This window comes from Amphritea opalescens (assembly GCF_003957515.1).
Taxonomy (GTDB): domain Bacteria; phylum Pseudomonadota; class Gammaproteobacteria; order Pseudomonadales; family Balneatricaceae; genus Amphritea; species Amphritea opalescens.
The window spans coordinates 1-19,063 of the sequence record NZ_RQXW01000001.1; the positions used below are offsets into that span (position 1 = coordinate 1).

The 19,063-nt window shown below is 48.6% G+C and carries 16 protein-coding genes; 14 read left to right on the forward strand and 2 right to left on the reverse strand.

Going from position 1 to position 19,063, the window contains the following annotated elements; genetic code table 11:
- Nucleotides 1-381: 381 nt before the first annotated feature.
- From EH243_RS00005 to EH243_RS00060, 12 genes are all read left to right on the forward strand, one after another.
- Nucleotides 382-1,479 (forward strand): hypothetical protein, encoded by a 1,098-nt coding sequence (locus EH243_RS00005; RefSeq protein ID WP_164549003.1) that lies wholly within the window; start codon nt 382-384, stop codon nt 1,477-1,479.
- A complete protein-coding gene (locus EH243_RS00010; RefSeq protein ID WP_126156585.1) occupies nt 1,472-1,993 on the forward strand; it encodes a hypothetical protein in 522 nt (173 codons plus the stop codon). The genes EH243_RS00005 and EH243_RS00010 overlap by 8 nt, the downstream gene beginning before the upstream one ends.
- Before the next feature lie 18 nt (nt 1,994-2,011).
- The gene (locus EH243_RS00015; protein ID WP_126156586.1) at nt 2,012-2,635 is read left to right on the forward strand and encodes a hypothetical protein; all 624 of its coding nucleotides are present in this window, start codon (nt 2,012-2,014) and stop codon (nt 2,633-2,635) included.
- 14 nt (nt 2,636-2,649) lie between these two features.
- Complete coding sequence (locus tag EH243_RS00020) at nt 2,650-3,138, forward strand: hypothetical protein (RefSeq protein ID WP_126156587.1); 489 nt, start codon at nt 2,650-2,652, stop codon at nt 3,136-3,138.
- A gap of 41 nt (nt 3,139-3,179) precedes the next feature.
- A complete protein-coding gene (locus EH243_RS00025; protein WP_206441454.1) occupies nt 3,180-3,740 on the forward strand; it encodes a hypothetical protein in 561 nt (186 codons plus the stop codon).
- A gap of 25 nt (nt 3,741-3,765) precedes the next feature.
- Nucleotides 3,766-4,323, forward strand: a complete 558-nt coding sequence (locus tag EH243_RS00030; protein WP_126156588.1) for a hypothetical protein — start codon at nt 3,766-3,768, stop codon at nt 4,321-4,323.
- 56 nt (nt 4,324-4,379) lie between these two features.
- A complete protein-coding gene (locus tag EH243_RS00035) occupies nt 4,380-5,312 on the forward strand; it encodes a coiled-coil domain-containing protein (protein WP_126156589.1) in 933 nt (310 codons plus the stop codon).
- Between the two features lie 21 nt (nt 5,313-5,333).
- Nucleotides 5,334-5,996, forward strand: a complete 663-nt coding sequence (locus EH243_RS00040; RefSeq protein ID WP_126156590.1) for a hypothetical protein — start codon at nt 5,334-5,336, stop codon at nt 5,994-5,996.
- A gap of 3 nt (nt 5,997-5,999) precedes the next feature.
- Nucleotides 6,000-7,280, forward strand: coding sequence for a PASTA domain-containing protein (locus EH243_RS00045; RefSeq protein WP_126156591.1), 1,281 nt, complete (start codon nt 6,000-6,002; stop codon nt 7,278-7,280).
- Nucleotides 7,281-7,297: 17 nt separating this feature from the next.
- On the forward strand, nt 7,298-7,873 hold the full coding sequence (locus EH243_RS00050) for a PASTA domain-containing protein (protein ID WP_126156592.1): 576 nt from the start codon (nt 7,298-7,300) through the stop codon (nt 7,871-7,873).
- An 18-nt stretch (nt 7,874-7,891) separates the two neighbouring features.
- Entirely contained in the window at nt 7,892-8,242 is a 351-nt protein-coding gene (locus EH243_RS00055; RefSeq protein WP_126156593.1) for a hypothetical protein, read from the forward strand.
- Nucleotides 8,243-8,353: 111 nt separating this feature from the next.
- Nucleotides 8,354-10,501 (forward strand): hypothetical protein, encoded by a 2,148-nt coding sequence (locus EH243_RS00060; RefSeq protein WP_126156594.1) that lies wholly within the window; start codon nt 8,354-8,356, stop codon nt 10,499-10,501.
- Here EH243_RS00060 and EH243_RS00065 read toward each other — a convergent pair.
- Both EH243_RS00065 and EH243_RS00070 read right to left on the reverse strand, forming a co-directional pair.
- Nucleotides 10,498-11,388, reverse strand: a complete 891-nt coding sequence (locus tag EH243_RS00065; protein ID WP_126156595.1) for a DMT family transporter — start codon at nt 11,386-11,388, stop codon at nt 10,498-10,500. The two genes, EH243_RS00060 and EH243_RS00065, sit on opposite strands and share 4 nt — an antisense overlap.
- Before the next feature lie 58 nt (nt 11,389-11,446).
- On the reverse strand, nt 11,447-11,908 hold the full coding sequence (locus EH243_RS00070; RefSeq protein ID WP_126156596.1) for an Lrp/AsnC family transcriptional regulator: 462 nt from the start codon (nt 11,906-11,908) through the stop codon (nt 11,447-11,449).
- A gap of 285 nt (nt 11,909-12,193) precedes the next feature.
- Here EH243_RS00070 and EH243_RS00075 point away from each other — a divergent pair, with 285 nt between their 5' ends.
- Together EH243_RS00075 and putP are read left to right on the forward strand one after the other, a co-directional pair.
- Nucleotides 12,194-16,987 carry an NAD-glutamate dehydrogenase gene (locus tag EH243_RS00075; protein ID WP_126156597.1) on the forward strand — a complete coding sequence of 1,598 codons (4,794 nt, stop codon included), beginning with the start codon at nt 12,194-12,196 and terminating at the stop codon, nt 16,985-16,987.
- 393 nt (nt 16,988-17,380) lie between these two features.
- Nucleotides 17,381-18,850 (forward strand): sodium/proline symporter PutP, encoded by a 1,470-nt coding sequence (gene putP / locus EH243_RS00080; protein WP_126156598.1) that lies wholly within the window; start codon nt 17,381-17,383, stop codon nt 18,848-18,850.
- Nucleotides 18,851-19,063: the final 213 nt, after the last annotated feature.

The window sequence follows — 19,063 nt, forward strand, 5'->3', positions numbered from 1 at the left end:
GATCTTTAGGCACAAGCTCATCAATACAGACAAACTCAAGGGTGGACTGGGTTTGGGGGCGTTCTTTTAACATGGCTCTATTATAAAAAATCCTCGTCATTTGACGAGGACTTTTTCAGCAGTCTGAAACCGCTCCGTTGAGCGGTTTTTTTTGTTCTCGACATGATTAATTATTGTTGCCCCTTTTTTATTTTCAAACTTATGTTTGATTCTTTCAGATTCTGTCCTAAGCTTTTTTTACCCGTCATGAAGATGGGGTGCAAAAAGCATCGGTCGTGGCTGTCCCGGATCCGTAAGTTTGTAAAAAACCGGTTATAGCTGAAAAATCACTTTTTCAAGAGTGGCTATATCGTGCATCAGCAAAGTTACCAGGTAAGGGTTTTGGGTGTCGGCAATGCCGATGTTCTGTCAATCGGACGCTTTCATCAGCGCTTGGGGTTAAGCCGTCAAGATTGTATTCGGCGCATTTTGACAGCCCCCTCTATATTGCAAGCTAAGCTAGATATTCATAGCGCGGAAGAGATGGTGAGTGTGCTTAAAGAGGCAGATCTCCCCTGTGACCTCTTACCGCAAAGTGAACAGTGTTTGTCTCCCCCTGAACGTTTTGAATTAGCCGTTTATATCTCTGATTTCACTCACATCACCTCATTTATCACCGATCTTGCCCTATTTACCGGCCAAAGTAGCGAAGAGCTGCTGAGTTGTCTGAGTAAAACTCCCGCCATTATTTTAGGAAATCTCTCTGAGCAGGTGGCGAATGAACTGATTGCGCGCTTTAGTAAGCCGGGTATTGAACTGATGAAGTCCTGCAGTGATACCGCGAAATATACAGTGGTGGCTTACGCGCCTGGTGGTGACCGGGGTCTCATTGCTTATTATCGAGAGTTCGGCTTACAACAAGCCGGTGCTCAGCCAGAGCAGTCGCAGTGTTGGCAATTGACCGATTTAACGGTCCAAAAAGCCCAGGCTTTATGGCAAAAAGCGAATGAATTACACCTGCCCTTGGTGATTCATAATCAGGATTATTATCGTTTTGACCTGTTGCTTAAGTCAGTACCTGAATCGGCTCAGCAGCAACAGGCGATCTCGACGATTCTGTCGTCACAGCTGAGTATTCCGCTACATCTTCATCCGCGCCTTTTTACCAGTCTACCCATCATCTTAAAACGCTCCGCGTCGATAGCAGATTATGAGCCCATTATGAATGCGTTGGTGGCGCAGGGCTGCGCCGTCACTGCTGAATGGGTTGGGGGCATTCGTTTCAACCTCCGGTTTGAAAATATTACCGATGCGCCGGTGCAATGCGCTCGGTTAGAAAAGCTTTGCACTGCGATTATGGGACGTTCAGTTAACTTTGTTGAAACAACGGAGGGTTGGTCTGTCAAGGCGGATGCCAACCTTCATCAAGGGTTGTGGATTCAATATGAAGCTCATCAATTTGATGTTCACTGCCGCTTAATGAGAAATACCCATGAATAAAACAACGATCCCGAAAATAAAGCTGGAGGTTGTACTCCAGGATGTTGGTAAACAGTTACGGCAACAAAAATATGAGGCCGCGTTACTAACATTACAAAAATTATTACAGGCGGGGATGGCACAGCAGTTTCCCTTGATGTTACAGCGTTATATATCGGAGCTGGTCTTTGAATGTCTTGAGCAGGCGGGCGAAGAGGAGGCCGCGTTGGATTATTGTGAGCGGGCCATCGCTGAGTATGAAGCCCAGACGCTACCGGTTTCGGTGGCGGTGGAAAATGATCTAGCGGTATTGAAGTTTCGCCGGATCTGCCTATTGGTCAAGTTAGATCAGCATCTGCAGGCACGGGATGCGGTGTCCGAATATCAGCAGAGCAGGGTGCAGGATAAGTCGCGCTATACCAAAGCCTTCACACGCATTCTGAAGTATTCCAAAGCAACCAAAAATCAGTTGTTAAAAGAGCAGAAACAGATGGGGTCGTTTCAGCTATCACAACAGTTAATTGTGTCAGGTTAATTCAGAGAGGTGAGGGAGATGAATTTTGATAATCAGGTAGCTGGGATGACGCCGGGACAAGCGTTAATGGATGTCCCCATCCCTAAGTTAATTGAAAATACCGCGAAAGCGATTGCCGCCGCGCAATATGAACTCGATTCCACTTCGGTGCGTGCGGCGACGATGCTGAGTGAAACGCGGATTAGTTTTAATGATGCGGATGGCACGTCTCGGGAGAGAAGCCTGCTAGAACTGGGTTTTATACCGCAGTTTTACCACTTCAAAGAAACCGAGATGGAATTTAAGGTGACGATCTCTGTACGAGTAGAGTCAGGAATCGATTTTGGGGTTGAGGCAGGTTTAGGCAGTACCGAAAGTGCCGGTCTGCCGGTGGCTTTTGCTGGCACTATCTCCTTTGATCTGCACCATAAATATGAGTTCGATATGGAAGCGGTGTCGCGGATTAAAACGACCATGAAGTCGATACCCCCACCGCAGGCGTTTCTGGATGCTATTCGTAATCATGCGGCTTCCGGAGGCGGCACCATTTCCGCCCCCGATGGCCCTGCCGTGACACCAGAGCCCGTTGACCCTGTTGATCCAGTGCCAGCAGATCCTGATCCGGCACCAGCGGATCCCGTAGATCCTGTCGATCCAGGCTAACAGAGGATAAAGCGATGTCGAATAGCAAAGTGATGGCCTCATTAGAGAAGTCACCCCTGCCTGGGTTGCTAACTCAGCTGGGTACTGCGATTGCGTCGGCTCAACGAGCCCTCGATGATAATTCGATTCAGATGGCGATGCAACTGGGCGATGCTGAGGAGCATGGGGTTGATATCGGAGATGGTGAACGGGTGTCGCTTATCTCGCTAGGGTTTGCGCCGGTGTTTTATCACTTCAATGAGGCGACCATCGATATTCGGGTGTCATTGTCCACCTCAACCACCACTGAGACTAAATTTGGTACCTCTGCCACGGTGGGCGGCGCCGTATATTTTGTCATGTTCGCAGCGACGGTCAGCGCTGAATTTAGTAATAAATACAGTTTTTCATCCGAGGCCAGTAGTTCGATTACGGCACGGATCTCATCCATTCCGCCACCTAATGCTTTTCAAAACTGGATCGCCAGTCGGCATCAGGCAGCTCAGTCCACAGAGACGGAATAACGTTTATTTAATCACCGCTAACGGTTAGCAAGGAGTTAACTATGTCGATTGGTCAGGAACTACTCAACGTCCCCATGGGGGAGATGATCAGAGAGATGGCGTTCGCCATTGCCGATGCGCAATACGAATTGGATGAAGCCAGTATCAGAGTGGCCCAGATGATGGGGGGACGTGTCCCTATTCTCGATGAGGCGGGTACGGTTACCGGTTCCGAGGATTCGCGTGTCTATTTTGGTACGGATGCCGAGGGCAAGGCGCAGAAAGTCAGCATGTTGGAGCTAGGCTTTTCACCAACGTTTTATCAGTTCACCAACAATATTATTGAAGTCAAAATCGCCATTAAGATAACCCGGGAAAGTTCCTATACCCGGAATACCAAAACCACCGGTACTAAACGCAGCAAACCTGCATTTGGTGGTTTTTTTGGTGGTAGTTCCAAGCTTAAAACCACCACCGTGGATGCCACTTACGCCAGCAAATATAGCTATAGCGCAGAGGGTGCGAGTTTATTGCGTTGTAATCTCGTTCCGATTCCACCGCCAGCTATTTTTGAAGAGCGAGTAAGGGATCTGTTCGATACTGAGGATGAGACAGAAGCCTAATCGTGCCAGCTGAAGGAGAATAACAATGGCCAGACCAAGTATTGGACGTGAACTGAGTGATGTGCCCTTTGGGGAGATGATTACCAGTATGGGGCTTGCGATCGCGGAAGCCCAGTATGCCATGGATGAAACCAGCCTCAGACTCGCCCAGATGATGGGCGGCGAATATGAGGTACCAGAGGTCGACCCGATTACGGGTGAAGTCACCACGGTGACTAAAAAATCACTGGTTAAATTTGATGGTGAAGAGATGTCACTGTTAGAGCTGGGTTTTACGCCCACCTTCTATCAATTTACGGAGTCATTGATTGAGATAAAGGTATCAATCAGCTTCACACAGAGCTCCGAGTTTGAACGTAAATCATCGACCAAAACGATCAGTGCGATGGCCGGTGGGTTTCTCGGGATGGGGATGGCAAGAGCAAGAACGACCTCCGTTAGCGCCCGTTATGCGAATAAATTTAATTACAGTGCAGAGGGTTCGAGCTTAATGCGCACGAAGATTTTACCGACACCGGCCCCCGCGGTATTGGAGGAACGTATTCGCGCAATCGTGGAGAGGAATAAGGTTGCTGAGGGCTGATCGGTGTTGTTTGATCGCGGCTTAGCTAGAGATAAACAACCGTGCGAGGGACGCTGATGTCGAGTGAATATCTTGATTGGACGGCACTGGATAGTCGTGCAGAACCTAGGGCTGATTCTAACAAATTAGCCTCTTCGGTGCGTAGCGCTGAGGCAGGCATTTCTGCTTTGACGACCGCTCCTGATACTGCGCAGCGACCGCTGACGCAGTTGTTGGAGATGGGCGATGTGCCGGATGAGTTAAAGGCGTTGGTCAATCGGCAACAGCTGTTAGCACAGCAACTTGATGAACTCACGGGACATACGGTCGCCCCTGATTGGAATGAGCAACGCTTTTCGATGCCGCAGCATTCGGCTCAATCCCGTCTGGCCGATAAGCAACAGGCGCAGCGGCAAGAGTCTTGCCGTAGTCGGGTTAGGCAGCAGATCAATCAACGGTCGCTCACGCGTCTGCGCCTTGATCGAGGGTTAAAAGAGGCGGAGCTAGCGCGGCTGGAAAAGCTTAAGCAGAAGAAGCGTCAGGCGTTGCAGATGCAACAACGACTTGCCCAGCTTGAACAGCAGAAACGTAAAGCGCTGCAAGACAATGCTCAACGTCGATTGAAGGAGGTGCAACGGCAGTGGGAACAAGGCTATCAGCGGCATCAGCGTATTTTGACGCAAGCGTTAGAACGTCGGCAAGCGTTGATGAAAGCTTATGAAGCGGATGGTCAAAAGAGGCAACGCTTAGAGCAAGCTTGTTTATTACAACGGCAGGAGCAGCAAGATTGGCAAGCGCAGCGGGAGCGACAGTTACAGGCCCGCGAAAATGCCAGCTCAGATGCCCGTATAGCAGCAAAGCGACAGCAGGATATATTAGCTGAACAGCTTGCAAAATCAGAGGCTAAACGGGAGCAGCGATTGGCTAACATTGCCCGTGATCGACAGATAGAGCGTTTAGCTGCGCGAAGAGCGATGGCCAAGCAGGAAAAAAAGCTTTTTTTTAGTTGATCAGTACCAGGAGATATTTGAATGGATGACGTAGCTAAAGGGCAAAACCTGGATGACTTTTTGATTAATCTGGCGGATGGCCTGAGTAAAGCCCAGAGTCGGTTGAATCAGTATCCGGTGATGAACGCTATGGGTCAGCAAAGTATGGTTTATCACATCCCTCGGATGGAGTTTGAGTTGAAGTTACAGATGACGGCGTCAGGTACGGCACCGGTTGGTGCGGGTCGCAGCCAAGCCTACCAAAAGAAAGCCCGTCTACAGTTCTTACCGATTAAAACCTCACAGCAGAGCAGCAGCTCAGCCACTAGTATTATTAAAGGTGTCATGGTGGCCGCACCAATGGATGCAACGGTACCGCAGATTCAATTGAGTCTCAGTGTCGAAAAAACGTCAGCCCGTAAAGCTGAGGTGAAGGTGCTTGCGCAGACATCAACCGACAGTTCGCTCAAGGGTGCGGTGGTGGAGTTGAATATTGATCGAGAGCTGTCCGAAAAGATGGGTAAGGGCGCCCTCAAAACATCAACCCGGTTGGAACGTGCCGCGCTGGTATTAGATGAAAATGGCCGTGCTGAAGCCGGCTTAGTCATCTCAAACCAAGAAGCGGAAGGGCAGATGATTGCTCTGACGGCGGATCTGTTCGGGCAGTCTCAGACGTTACTGTATCGCTTTGAACAAGGACGATAATTTATGGCTACCAATATTAAGGCCGTGTTACGAGATAGCAACAACAAACCATTAGCCAACATCGATGCTCAGTTATTTTTCTACACGATGAACGGTGGGGTAACAGCGGTCGCCAAGGGCAAAAGTGCCGTTAATGGGGCGTTGAGTATGGTCTGTGGTAGTCGCTTTAGTGGCTTTCTACCGCGGGTTTTGCTCAAAGTGAAGTTGAATAGCCAATGGGTGAATGCCAGTAATACCCCTAAAACTTATAGTCAGAAAACCATCGACTTCGGCACGATTAAATTGAGCCATGAGCCCGTGATTACCTTGGCGTCAACGGTTCTATATAGCATTCCTGCGGGCACGGTTCCGAAAGCTGCACTCAATACAGTAGCGAGCAAGCAATCTAAACTGCTAGAAACACAAAACCTAAAGCTAAATGAAGAAACCAAAGCGCTAACCTTGCAGTTGAGACGACAGGAACAGGCGCGTAAAGCGTTAGAAAGTGAATTGCAGGAAAGGCCAACACAGCAGATGCTTAAGGCTGAAAAAACTCAGGTAACGCAGTTAGAAACGCAACTGAAACAGCGGGATGAGCGTATTCGGTCGTTAGAGCGAAACGGTAGTCAACTGAGTGAAATAAGCCAGCAGTTAGCGTCAAATGAGCAGCTGCGTAAAAAGCTTGAGAGTGAGTTAAAACAGCGGCCAACGCTTGAAGGGTTAAACTTCGAAAAGCGGCGGGTGACGGAACTTCAGAACCAGTTAACACTGAAAGATAATCGTATCGGCGAGTTGGAAGGGTTGATTAAAAAGGGAAGTGGCGTTGTGCCGATTAAGTCGAAAATAGTTAAGAGTGAAGATCTTATCTTTTCGGCTTCAGATGCGATCTCTCGGGCCAGTACGAAATTGGCGAAGCAGGGAGGCTATCGTATCAGCAAGGCCAGCGTTGATCTGAAAGTGGTGGCGGCGGCGAACCATACCGATTTGATGTTATTTGAAACCGCCGATGATCTCGCCCGCATCCCATCAAACTGTTTTGGTAATGTCCGCTTTGATATTGACCTCACCGACAAGGACGAGAGTGTAGAAACGGTTGATAGCGCCGCGAAGATGCCGGATGTCAGTGGTTACACCCGTCAGTTAGCGGAGCGCAAACTAGGTGAACTACAAGATCAGACCTTTTGGTATGAGCAGCAGCTGTCTGAAAAAGATCCTTTCTCGGCAGGACAGATCATGAGTCAGCACCCTAAAGCGAACACCCCATTACAACCTGATACTCAGATCATCCTGATTATCGGTGTCTGAGTCTCAAGGAGAGCGTTATGGCAGAGAATCCTTTTACAAAAGTATTGGCGACGCCACTAGGCGATATGATCGCGGAGATGGGCATCGGTGTGGCGCAGGCGCAATACGCGATCGACGCAAAAACCATCGAAAACCTGAAACAGATTTATAGCCTTGATGATGAATTACTCAAAGAGATGCGTCGGATCGGTTATCGCCCTACTTGGTATGTTATTCCCGAAGCGGAAGCTGAAATCAGTATGGCGTTAACCGTGCAGCAGTCTATCGGCAGTGACCGGAAAGTAAAAACGGAGCTCCGAGGGACGACCGTCGATGCTGCCTATCAGAATCAGTATGACTTTAAGATCGAGGGGGCAAGTAAGCTGAAATTGACCTTCAGACCGGTGCCTGCACCCCTAGAAATCGACAATATGCAGGTGGTGCCACTGCTCTCGGGTATCCCGCTAGGGGAAGCCAAAGAGTTGCTGGAAAAAATGGGTATCGAGTTTACGGTTTCTCCTGGAAGTGCGAAAGATTCGGCGATTGTGGCCTCGACCAAACCGGTGGCTGGATCGTTTATTGATGCCGGTAACCTGATTACGGTAGGCGTATAAACGCCTAAGGAGTCTGAAATGAGTAACGGTGGTCAGCAAATAGAATCGCTACTAAGGCGAATATCGCAACAGCAGAATGCACCCGCAGGGGAAACCTTTGATCTGCAAAACCCAATTGCCGGCGGGTTAGGCAGGGTTGGGTCTGTCAGCCTGAGTAACAATAGCCGGCAGAGTCAGCAAGGTTTTAGCAGTTTAATCTCAACGATGAGAATGCTGCGGGAGATACCGGGGTTGAATGCCGAACAGTTACAGCAGAACCAACAACGACAGGCCGCTTGGCCAGATCCCGAGACAGTACCGATGCCGCCGGTGGATGAACAGTTTAATACTCAACCCGATCCAGCCGATGAGGATATTATTCCAGACTAACCATATTGCTGAACGTTGCTGTATCAGCCCGTCGATTAGCCTAGATAAACATCTGCCTAGATAAAAAACGTAACAGTCTGTGGCGTTAGCCAGCGGCTAGGGAGCAAAGCTATGTGTGATCAAGTTTGTGATGTCAGCAGTCCAGGAACGGATATAAGCGAGGAGTTCGCCTGTGTGAGTGATGCGGTTAATTATTCTGAGATCTATAACCAGCAGATAGAAGATGTTCGTCATGCGGATCGTAATGAGCGGACTCGAATGCCGGGTGTTTTTTTATACCGCATCGCCAATTTTGATTACCCACTGGTACGCGTTGAACTGAGCACATATAGCGAAACTCATCCTAACCCGACCATTGGTACCTTAGCCGAGGCGCTCAAGCTGGAACGGAGAAGCTTATTTAGCCGTATTCTCAGTTGGTATAACGGCCCTAATGGATTTGTGCGTGAATACCTTTATCGGCGTTATGTTGGCGGTGATGCTACTTCAGTCGAGGATCAAACCGCGGCACTCAGGGCGGTGATGAATGGTGATGCAGATGCCGGGACGCCCCGTTATCATCGATGGCGTTTACCTGTTGGGCGTAATTATCGGCTGATACTGCCTCGCACCGAAGCACTGGAACAGGAAATCGCACTCAACCGCACCGCATTGGTGTCGGCGAACATGCAGCAGTTAAGTAGTTCGTTATTGACCGAAGTCGATAATGCACTCGCCAAAGCCGAACGAATTGCGGCTAATCAGCAGGCCTTAGGGCGTATTTTGCAACCCTATCAGCAAGAGCTAGGCTCACTTGGGTTATTAATTGAGTTTGTTGATATTGCTGAAGTGAACCCCGCATCGGGGTATTCAAGTACGCAGCAGAGCAACATTGATACGCTTCAGCGGAAGTTGAATTCACTCAAGGACTATGCCGAAAGAACCTTAGGACGTGAACCGACGACGAGAGCGCGTTCACTGCAAGGGGCTATTCGCCGGGATTCTGACAGCCTATACCAGATGCTCGAAGGCGATAGTCGATTGTATGAGCTGTTGGCTCAGGCATGCCAAAGTGATGACATGATCACCAGCCGCTTTATGCAGGGCGTTTACAGTAAACTAGGGGCCTGTTATCGAGTGGTGCTGACCAGCAGTCATGCCGTGACGTTTATTACTGGGCGTTTACAACCCGCATTAGAAATGATCGATAGAGGTGAGTGGCGCAGCTTTGCGTCTTCATCCTGCTTAGGCACGGTGGCGGCAAAAATAAGCCTTGTTCCTACTATTGCCGGTAACCTGCCGGGGCCGCCCTCATTGCTGATGGGGGTGTTGGAAGCGTCAATGGCAAAAATAATTCAGATAGCGTCGGAAAACCACAGCACTGGGCTGATAATGCGGAACCTAAGCGTGCGCGTGACCGCTAAATTAATTGGTTTGAGTGGTCCTGACAAAAACGAATTTATCCTCCGTATGAGCTCCACGGACCCTGAAGAGGTTATCGGGGTTAAAGGGTGGAGTGAGAGGGTCGTTAATTCTAATGTTATGAGCAGCCCCGGCTGGGGCGTGTTTATGTCGCTGATCACCGGCATACTCTTTCTCAATGCCTTCGTCACTGCTGCTACCACAACGACCGATAGTATGATCACTCGGATTCGTTTATGGGGTGATACGGCTGCCCAATTCACGGGGTTTGCCTCGTCCTTGATACAGGCGTTACAGCGTTTTAAATTTGTCAGTCAAGGTAGACTTGGGACGGCGGCTGTTGGCCGAACATTAGGCTTTTTTGGTTCATTAGCCGCGATTGCATCCAGTAGTGCGATGATGGCTGAGGAACATCGTACTCGGGACTATGCAGGGATGACGGTTGCTGGTATAGGGCTAGCCAGTGGTCTTTTGAGCTTGTTCGGGTTCATGCTCTGGATGTCGGCCGGTACGGCGGCGGTACCCCCAGCGGCGGCCGTATTGTTTGTTGCCGCATTAATCGTCGGGCTCATTGGTGCGATCGTGGGGTATTTTACCTCCGATACCAACGGCGAAGCATTAGTTGAAGGGCTGGTAGAACACCTCGGTGGGGCTAACCTTTTTGCGGCCCAACTGCGTGGGGACAGAAGTCTGAATAGCCTGTTTGAGGAGGTCAGACATTATCATCATAACGTCACGATTAAAGACCTTAGTCGTGATGCACGTAACGCCTTAAACTATCTATTTGGCCTTAACCAGATAACCGATACTGCTAAGCGCGAACAAACCGAAGAGCTGATTAATGCGTTAATCGCTTAGTCTGTAGCTGATGAGGATTTACCTTTGAGCTGCTGAAATAGCACCCCACTAATAATCAACACTAACCCGATGATGGTGGAGACCATCACGGGTTCATCCGCAAGGGTCGATAGTAAGATCAATGACAGAGGTGGTGATAGATACACGAGATTACTCAACTGGGCGGTGTTATCGGTCATTCGCATGGCCTGCATCCAAAGTAAAAAGGCAAAGCCCATCTCAAAGGCACCGATATAGATACCGCCCGCAACGGCCTGCCAAGGTATAGCCGTCACTTCCCCTTGTATGACGAGCAAGACACTCAACATCGGCAAGCTTAGGCCAAAGCAGAGTAATAATGACACGACCGCATCGCGAGGTTTGCGAGTGGTAAGAATCCAGTAGCTGGCAAAAAAAACGGAACTGCCGACGCCAAGCGCAACGCCTAGCGGGTTTTTGAAATCTAGCGCCAATAGATTGCCCTGTGTAGCGATCACGATGACACCGCTGTAAGCCAAAATAATGCTAATGAGTTTTTTGAGGGTAAAGGTTTGCCCCAAAAAAGGCACAGCCATGATGCTTAACACGACCGCCCAAGTATAGTTCAGCGCCTGTGCTTGTTGAGCGGGTAATCGATCATAGGCGGCGAAGAGAATTAAGTAATATAGGGTGGGGTTGAGTAGCGCCAGCAGGAGAAAATAACCGCCGGATTGACGCAGATACTGACAAGCCAACGGTAGTTTTTTCTGTAGTACTGTGGCGATCAACAGGATAGTCGAAGAGGTCGCTACGGCGATCCAAAGCATTTGTAGAGGGCTAATCAGATCGAGGGTGAGTTTAAAGGCGGTCGCGACGGTCGACCACATGAGTACCACGGCTAATGCCAGTATGAGTGAGGTTCGGTTCACAGTCTGTACTCAGAAAAAGGTTATGTGATGTCTTGGCTGAGGTGTTAGTAAAGAATGATTAGAGTAGTTTTGACTCAATATCTTTTACGTCTTCCATCACCACAAAGGTACTGGTTTGTGTCACGTAGGGTAGGGACGATATTTTCTCCCCGAGCACCTCACGATAGGATTCCATACCGGTGGTACGCACCTTGAGCAGATAGTCAAAATTAGCGGCGACCATATGGCACTGTTCGATCTCTGGAATCTCTCGCACCGCTGCGTTAAACGCTTGTAGTGCTTTGGTTTTGGTATCGCTGAGTTTTACCTGTACAAAGGCTACATGCTTAGTGCCGAGTTTTTTCTGATCAACCAGTGCGATATAACCAAGGATATAACCCTGTTCTTCCAAACGTTTCATGCGAATTTGGCAGGGGGTTTTTGACAGGCCCACGCGTGCGGCGAGTTCGGTGACGGTAATACGGGCATTTTTCTGCAGTTCTCGCAGAATGGCCATATCTAATTTATCCAGTTTATCCATAATATTTTATTGTTCTGGTTGTTCGTTTGTTGAAAACATCGTTAACAGAAGGATACGGCTATAAAAAACAAAAATACAGTGAAAAAGACTCCTGTTCTTTTTCTATACTTTATCCTTAACTAATACCTATCGATTTTTACGTCTATCCTGTTACTGTCGGGGTAATGGTATCGTAGGTATCAGCACAACCACTCTGTCTCTTGGCAGTTATGTGAGCCGATGCAGGGAATAATAACAATCCGGTTTTGACCGGACGTAGCGAAAGCTATCTGGAGTCTATACAACATGCATGATTTAGTGGGTCTGACCAAGTCTCAGATTATTGATCTGCTCAGCGAAAAGCTCTGTGCTCAGGTGAGCAAAAGTTTGCAACCGTCGATGCAGCTATTTACACAAAAATTTCTCAGTGTCGCAGCACCTGAAGAACTACAGAGTCGCTCGTTGGAATACCTGTATTCGGCGTCGCTATCATACTGGCAACTGATGCAGGATTATCATGGGCCAGCGCCGGATGTCAGAGTCTTTAACCCGGATTACGAGCAGCATGGTTGGCATTCGAATCATACGGTCATTCAGATTCACAACGTTGATGTGCCGTTTTTGGTTGATTCTGTGCGCATGGAACTGAACCGTCGTGAACTGGGTATTTTGACGATCAATAACTGTGTGTTGGCTTGCGAACGCACTAAAACCCATAAACTAAAAAGCCTAAAACCGGCCCGTGAACGGGATGAAAACACTCAGGTTGAGTCGCTGATCTATCTGGAGATCGAACGGCATTCATCACCGGAAACGCTCAATGAGTTGCGTGACGGTTTATTAAAAGTGCTGGCGGATGTTAAAGCCGTTGTCGATGACTTTGAGCCGATTAAAGAGAAAGCGCAGGAGCTGAAAGAAGAGCTGCGTTTGCGTGATGCCAATAGTGCTGAGGTTAAAGAGACCCGTAAGCTGCTTGATTGGTTGCTGGATGAGAACTTTATCTTCCAAGGCTATGAAGAGGCGGTTATTCGTCAGGAAGGCGGTAAGGTTTTTGTTGATACGGTGGATGGTTCACAGCTTGGTACGCAGCGTCATGCACAGCAGAGTAAAGAGTTAAGCCAGCTAGAGCAGCAATTTGTACTGGCGGATAAGCTGGTGATGTTCAGTAAAGATGTGGTGCGCTCCACGGTGCATCGTTCGGTTTACCGCGACCTGATTATCATTAAGCGCTTTGATGACCAAGGTAATGTCTGTGGTGAGTGCCGTATTTACGGTCTCTATACCTCAACTGTATTCCTGACAAACCCGTTACGGATTCCAGTGGTGCGTTTGAAACTCATCAGCATTCTCTCTGAGTGTGGTTTCGAACCCGGCGGACATAGCCATAAAGCACTGGTACAAATCCTCACCGATATGCCACGTGAAGAGTTGATTCTGGCGCAAACCAGCGATCTTAAGCGAACCAGTATCGGTATCTTTAACATGCAGGAGCGTCGCCGTGCCTGCCTATTTGTGCGTCAAGATGCGAGTAAGCGTTTTTACTCTTGTCTCTATTATATCCCCCGCGACCTCTACACCACCAAGTTGCGTACCTCGGTGCTTAGCCTGTTGTATAAAGGCTTGCATGGACGGGATTATGAGGCTAACTCTCAGATTTCTGAATCAGTATTGTCGCGCACCCATTTTGTTATCTATGGTGACCCTGATCAGCAGGAAGAGGTCGACCTCGATACCATCGAAGCGAAAATTTTAGAGATTTCCCGTTCTTGGGATGATGATTTAAATGTCAACCTGATCGAAACCTACGGTGAAGAGAAGGGTAGCCGCTTTGTTAACCGCTTTAGCGGTGGTTTTAGTTCGGCGTATAAAGAGAACTTCTCGACCGGTAATGGGGTTTACGACCTCCAGCATATCTCTTATCTTCAATCGCCTAACGATATCGCGATGAGCTTCTATCGATCGTTTGAAGAATCCGACGGTATTTTGAAGTTTAAGCTGTTTAGTATTGAGCATCCGTTGGTGCTTTCCGATGTTATTCCGTTGTTGGAAAATCTCGGTTTGAAGGTGATGAGCGAGCATCCCTATGTGGTCACCGACCGGGATGACAAACAGTTTTGGATCAGTGATTTCCGCGTTAGCTATGATCGCCAAACCGTAGTAGAATTAGACAAAGTTAAAACTATTCTGCAGGAAGCCTTTGCCAAAGTTTGGGATGGGCAGGCGGATAGTGATGAGTTTAACCGCTTGGTGATTGCCGGTGGGCTTAACTGGCGAGAAGTGGCCATGTTGCGTGCCTATGGCCGTTATATCAAACAGTTACGTTTCGGTTTTTCACAGCCATTCCTAGCGGATGTGTTAGTACGTAATGTGGCGATTAGCCGTCAATTGGTTGATCTTTTCCGCTGTCGCTTTCAGCCGGGCAAACAAGACGTCGGTTTAGAAGAGGCGATCGAGCAGAGCATCCTGAATGCACTGGAAGCAGTTAACAGTCTGGATGACGATAAGATTTTGCGCCGCTTTATGGTGATGATTAAAGCCACTCTGCGGACGAACTTCTATCAACAAAATGATGGTGTTGATAAACCTTACTTTTCATTCAAAATCGATTCGCAATCGATTCCGGATATTCCACAGCCGAAACCTAAGTTTGAAGTATTTATCTATTCGCCGCGGGTGGAAGGTGTGCATCTTCGGGTCGGTAAAGTGGCGCGGGGTGGTTTGCGTTGGTCCGACCGAATGGAGGATTATCGTACCGAAGTGCTGGGCTTGGTTAAGGCTCAGCAGGTGAAAAACTCAGTCATAGTGCCGATGGGCGCCAAAGGCTGCTTTATCTGTAAGCGGATGCCCGATACCACCGACCGAGAAGTGATTCAGGCGGAAGGCATCGAGTGTTACAAAACCTATATCCGAGCACTGTTGGATATCACCGATAACTTGGTGGCAGGGGAAGTTGTTCATCCCGAGTCGGTGGTTCGTCATGATGAAGATGACCCCTATCTGGTGGTTGCAGCGGATAAAGGTACCGCGACCTTCTCTGATATCGCGAACTCTATTTCTGACGAATATGGTTTCTGGTTGGGGGATGCGTTTGCCTCCGGTGGTAGCCAAGGGTATGACCACAAAGGCATGGGTATTACCGCCCGTGGTGCATGGGAATCGGTTAAACGCCATTTCCGCGAGCAGGGTATCAATACTCAGCAGGAAGCCTTTACGGTGATTGGGATCGGCGATATGGCCGGCGATGTCTTTGGTAACGGGATGTTGCTGTCCGAGACCATTAGCCTAGTCGCTGCGTTTAACCATATGCATATCTTTATCGACCCTGAGCCTGATCTTGCCAGCGCTTTTGCTGAACGCAAGCGGATGTTTGCGCTACCCCGTTCAAGCTGGAGCGATTACAACACTTCGCTGATTAGTGAAGGTGGTGGTATTTTTAATCGTTCTGCCAAGTGGATCGAGATTAGTCCACAGATGAAAGCGCGGTTTGCCATTACCGAAAATCGTTTAGCCCCTAACGATCTGATTCATGCGTTATTGAAAGCACCGGTGGATATGCTTTGGAATGGTGGTATTGGCACCTATGTTAAAGCGAGCCAGGAAACCCATGCGGATGTGGGCGACAAGGCTAATGATAATCTGCGTGTAAACGGTAATGAACTGAGATGTAAAGTGCTCGGTGAAGGGGGTAATTTAGGCTTTACCCAGTTGGGGCGGATTGAATTTGCCCTGAACGGTGGCGCATCGAATACCGACTTTATCGATAATGCGGGCGGTGTCGATTGTTCCGACCATGAGGTTAATATCAAGATCCTGCTGAACGAATTGGTCAACCAGGGTGATATGACCATGAAGCAGCGTAATAAACTGCTGCGGGATATGACCGATGATGTGTCCGAACTGGTACTGAAGAATAACTACCGTCAGGCACAGGCACTGAATATTGCCGAAGCGGTCTCGCAGGAATCGCTGGATGATTATATCCGTCTGATTAAAAGCTTAGAGCGGGAAGGTAAGCTTAATCCTGAGCTAGAGTTCTTGCCGACAGAGAAGCAATTACGGGTACGCCATGAAAATGGTCAAGGCCTTACGCGTCCAGAGCTATCGGTATTGATCTGTTATGCTCGGATCGAACTCAAGCAGGCGCTGATCAACTCTTGGTTGACCGAGAACAAAGGTTTTTCTAAAGAGATGGAAACCGCTTTCCCTGCGCGGTTGTTGAAAGAGTTTCCGGAAGCGCTGCATAACCATCGGTTGCATCGTGAGATTACCGCGACTCAGATCGCCAATGATCTGATCAACCGGATGGGTATTACCTTCGTCAATAATCTTAGTTCGGCTATTGGCGCGAGTTATGCCGATATTGCCGCGGCTTATATGGTCGCCCGTGAAGTCTTTAATATCGAGGCTCAGTGGCAACAGATTGAATCCCTTGATAATCAGGTGCCGGCTGAACTGCAGGTAGCGATGATGAAGGATCTGATTCAACTACTGGCTCGGGGTACGCAGTGGTTACTGCGGCATCACCGTGATGGTCTCGATATGCAGTACTGCATAGATGTGTACAAACCAGCGATTGATCAGGTGGTGATCTCCGACGAACAGATTCATAAGGTGATTCCTGGGGATCGATTAGAAGAGAAGTATGAGCGTTATACCGCGGCAGGTATTTCAGGAAAATTATCCGCCTTCTGTGCCGCGAGCGAAAACATCTATTGGTTGCTGGATGTGATCGATGTGGCGCGTGAAACGAATGAGGATGTCGAGCAGGTAGCCATTACCTACTTTGGTGTGGGGACTAGCTTGAATCTGATCTGGCTGGATCAACAGATTCGTCAGTTTAGTGCGGTTAACCACTGGCAAGCGCTGGCGAAGAACAGTTATCGGATTGAGTTGGATAATCAGCACAGGGCGTTGACGCTTAAAGTGCTGCAGTCCGGTGAAGCGAATACTGATGTTAAGCAGCGGCTCGCAGGTTGGGAGGAAGATAAAGCCATACAGCTAGAACGTTGGCACCATACGCTCAGAGATATTCAGAACACTAAGTTGATTGATTCTTCAATCTTCTCGGTGGCGCTGAGTGTTTTACTTGAGTTAAGTTAAGCGCAACCTGTTCGCTTGCGACAGCGAGCTAACGGCAATAGCGTTCTTTTAAGAGCGGCTTAGGATTTTTTCTGAGCCGCTTTTTTTATGGCTAATAAGAGTCGTATTCGCTGCAGAAATGAAGGATAAGTACGTATCTGTATTAGAGGCGAATGAATATAGCCATAATTTCCCTTTATGGCTTATAAAAAAGGTAAAAAGTCTAGTCGTTGTTCTGTAAGCTTGCCCGTTCATCTGGCCTTTACCCGGTCCGATTTTTTGGCCCCGTTTCTGACAGTGAACAGGGCTTATTAAATTGGTTTGTGGCTTTAGGGTTAACGGCAGAAGAGCGGCCAGCTATAAAAAATGCCGAGGGAGATCCTTGGTAAATATAATAATGATGAGGTTTATTGAATGGTCATTACGATTACTTTTATCATCTATTTGGTGTTGATGTTAGCGATTGGTATTGTGGCTTATCGCCGTACACAGGATCTATCTGATTACGTGCTGGGTGGACGTAATTTGGGGCCGATTCCTAGCGCGCTGAGTGCTGGTGCGTCAGATATGAGTGGTTGGTTACTCATGGGTTTGCCCGGATATGCGATGGTTGCCGGTTATGGTTCTTTCTGGTTAGCGGGTGGCTTGCTAGCCGGGACTTGGCTGAACTGGTTGTTAGTGGCTGAACGGCTGCGGGTTTACTCTCAACAGGCGGGCGACGCCTTAACAATACCGGCTTATTTTGAAAAACGTTTTCATGATAGTAGTCATACGTTGCGGGTCGTGTCAGCCTTTTTTGTCTTGGTCTTTTTCCTGTTTTATACCAGCTCTGGCTTAGTGGCTGGCGGGAAACTATTTGAAACCGTATTTGGTTTTGATTACACCCTAGCGGTTCTTGTCGGAGCTATTGCGGTGATCTCTTATACCCTATTCGGAGGTTTTCTGGCGGTTTCTTGGACCGATGTTGTGCAAGGTCTGCTGATGGTGGGGGCGCTGATTATGGTGCCGCTCGTGGCGATCGGTGAACTCGGCGGTATGGACGCGACCTTAGCGGCGGTTAACGCCAAGAATCCTGAACTACTCAATATGTTTACCAATAAAGATGGTACTGCGATCACGCTGATCGGCACACTGTCATTAGTCGGTTGGGGGCTTGGGTATTTCGGTCAGCCACATATCTTGGCGCGCTTTAAAGGCATCAAGAGTAAAGATTCGGTTCCGGCTGCCCGTCGTATTGCCGTGGTTTGGACAGGTATATCGATGTCTGGCGCTTGTCTGATCGGTCTAGCGGCGATCGGTTATCTGCCTGAAGGTTTGGGCGATAACGAAACGGTCTTTATGGTGATGGTCAATACGCTGTTTCATCCTGCGGTTGCCGGTATCTTATTGGCGGCCATTCTGGCAGCGGTGATGAGCACGGCGGATTCTCAGCTATTGGTGTCTTCATCCGCATTGGCTGAAGATTTCTATAAGGCGCTATTCAATAAAGAAGCGAGTCAGGAACAGTTGGTGCAAGTGGGGCGTATCGCCGTGGTGGTGATCGCCTTAATCGCCACTTATCTGGCGCTGGATAAAGATTCAAAAGTACTGGGCTTAGTGTCCTATGCTTGGGCGGGTTTTGGCGCGGCCTTTGGGCCTGCACTGATTCTGTCGCTGTATTGGAAGCGCATGAATAAAGCCGGTGCGTTAGCGGGCATCATTGTTGGTGGCGTGACCGTTGTGGTTTGGAAGCAACTGACCGGTGGCTGGTTTGATGTCTATGAGATTATTCCAGGCGTACTGTTTGCGTCGATTGCGGTGGTTGCCGCTACTCTGCTGACGGCACCCCCTGTTCGTGCCATCGAAGAGCGCTTTGAAAAGGTGCTGGTAGAATTGAGAAGCTGATGAAAGGTTTATCTTGTCCTGTGAGTCAATCCATATGACAAGATAACCCGCCCCGTTTAGGGAAACTAGCTCTATACTGTTAACTAAAGCCTCGTTTATCGAGGCTTTTTTATGTCTGATCGTTAATTTCAGGATAGTCTATTCGATTCGTTTTTGGCGATAATATTTTGTTTAATATTTAATATCTGTTTTAAATAAAGTCCATATGTCTGA

Excerpts from the sequence above, each read along its gene's own strand:
- EH243_RS00010 (WP_126156585.1), top strand. The coding sequence starts at position 1,472 with ATGAATAAAACAACGATCCCGAAAATAAAGCTGGAGGTTGTACTCCAG.
- EH243_RS00015 (WP_126156586.1), top strand. The coding sequence starts at position 2,012 with ATGAATTTTGATAATCAGGTAGCTGGGATGACGCCGGGACAAGCGTTA.
- EH243_RS00020 (WP_126156587.1), top strand. The coding sequence starts at position 2,650 with ATGTCGAATAGCAAAGTGATGGCCTCATTAGAGAAGTCACCCCTGCCT.
- EH243_RS00025 (WP_206441454.1), top strand. The coding sequence starts at position 3,180 with ATGTCGATTGGTCAGGAACTACTCAACGTCCCCATGGGGGAGATGATC.
- EH243_RS00030 (WP_126156588.1), top strand. The coding sequence starts at position 3,766 with ATGGCCAGACCAAGTATTGGACGTGAACTGAGTGATGTGCCCTTTGGG.
- EH243_RS00035 (WP_126156589.1), top strand. The coding sequence starts at position 4,380 with ATGTCGAGTGAATATCTTGATTGGACGGCACTGGATAGTCGTGCAGAA.
- EH243_RS00040 (WP_126156590.1), top strand. The coding sequence starts at position 5,334 with ATGGATGACGTAGCTAAAGGGCAAAACCTGGATGACTTTTTGATTAAT.
- EH243_RS00045 (WP_126156591.1), top strand. The coding sequence starts at position 6,000 with ATGGCTACCAATATTAAGGCCGTGTTACGAGATAGCAACAACAAACCA.
- EH243_RS00050 (WP_126156592.1), top strand. The coding sequence starts at position 7,298 with ATGGCAGAGAATCCTTTTACAAAAGTATTGGCGACGCCACTAGGCGAT.
- EH243_RS00055 (WP_126156593.1), top strand. The coding sequence starts at position 7,892 with ATGAGTAACGGTGGTCAGCAAATAGAATCGCTACTAAGGCGAATATCG.
- EH243_RS00060 (WP_126156594.1), top strand. The coding sequence starts at position 8,354 with ATGTGTGATCAAGTTTGTGATGTCAGCAGTCCAGGAACGGATATAAGC.
- EH243_RS00070 (WP_126156596.1), bottom strand. The coding sequence starts at position 11,908 with ATGGATAAACTGGATAAATTAGATATGGCCATTCTGCGAGAACTGCAG.
- EH243_RS00075 (WP_126156597.1), top strand. The coding sequence starts at position 12,194 with ATGCATGATTTAGTGGGTCTGACCAAGTCTCAGATTATTGATCTGCTC.
- putP (WP_126156598.1), top strand. The coding sequence starts at position 17,381 with ATGGTCATTACGATTACTTTTATCATCTATTTGGTGTTGATGTTAGCG.